This is a genomic window from Herbaspirillum sp. B65, assembly GCF_000333555.1.
GTDB lineage: Bacteria > Pseudomonadota > Gammaproteobacteria > Burkholderiales > Burkholderiaceae_D > Herbaspirillum > Herbaspirillum rubrisubalbicans.
Genome location: NZ_BADI01000800.1, coordinates 1 through 1,155, shown reverse-complemented (window position 1 = coordinate 1,155; position 1,155 = coordinate 1). Strand labels below are relative to the sequence as shown.

Sequence of the window (1,155 nt, the reverse complement as noted above, 5' to 3'; positions counted from 1 at the left end):
ACTTCCGAACCCCACGCTCTCATGCAAGGCCACGCTGGCCGGGTTGGGCTGGGCGATGCCGCCGATGACCAGGTGCACGCCCAGGGGCTTTAGCCGGGCGATCAATGCACGGTACAACTGCTTGCCGATGCCACGTCCACCGGCATCGTGACGCAGGTAGACCGAGCTTTCCACCGAGTGCTGGTAAGCCGCGCGCGGCTTCCATTTGCTGGCATAGGCATAACCCAGCACCGCGCCGTCCTCTTCAAAGACCAGCCAGGGGAACTGCGCCTGCACCTCGGCAATGCGCGCGGCCATGGCCTCGACGCTGACTGCTTCGGTCTCGAAGCTGATGACGGTGGTCTGGACGTAATGGTTGTAGATGCCGCACAGGGCGGCAGCGTCGGCGGCGGTGGCCGGGCGGATGGAAGGCTGCATGGGCGAATGGGAGAGCAAACGGAATCGAAGCCGTCAGTGTAACCAAATTAAGCCCGCCATGGCGGCCATGCTGCGGGCATGGCCGCCCCACATCCGGTGGCACAAGCGACCGCTCAAACGGCTCAATCGCGCAGTGCCGCGCGCACCTGTTCCAGTGCAGCCGGATCCTCGATGGTGGGCAGGTCGCCCGCATCGCGGCCTTCGCAGATGGATTGTATGGCCCGACGCAACAGCTTGCCCGAGCGCGTCTTGGGCAAGCCGCTGACGAAGAACACCCGCGCCGGACGGCCCACGGCGCCGATCTGCTTATCGACCACGCCCATGATCTCGGCTTCCAGCGCCTTCCTCTGTTCCGGTGTGGCAATGGCATCGGCCTGTTTGGGGATGGCGAAGGCAAAGGCCACCTGCCCCTTCAACTTGTCTTCCACCCCGACCACGGCCACTTCGGACACATTGGGATGGCTGGAAATGCTTTCCTCGATTTCACGCGTGCCCAGGCGATGGCCGGCGACGTTGATGACGTCGTCGGTGCGACCCAGGATGAAGTAGTAACCGTCCGCATCGCGGATGCCCCAGTCGAAGGTGGAATACACCTCGCGCGGCAGGCTGCGCCAATAGGTGTTCACGAAGCGCGCATCGTCGCCATAGACGGTCTGCATACATCCCGGCGGCAACGGCCCTTCGATGGCCACCACGCCCTTCTCGCCGGCCGCGCAAGGCTCGCCGGTAGCTTCATCG

The 1,155-nt window shown here is 64.5% G+C and carries 2 protein-coding genes; both read right to left on the bottom strand.

Annotation, left to right across the window (positions count from 1 at the left end; genetic code table 11):
- A partial coding sequence (locus tag I5W_RS19135) for a GNAT family N-acetyltransferase (protein ID WP_044530414.1) occupies positions 1-417 on the bottom strand: 417 nt, incomplete at its 3' end.
- 122 nt (positions 418-539) lie between these two features.
- Positions 540-1,155 (bottom strand): AMP-binding enzyme (locus I5W_RS19130; protein ID WP_044530413.1); only part of this gene is annotated, 616 nt, incomplete at its 5' end.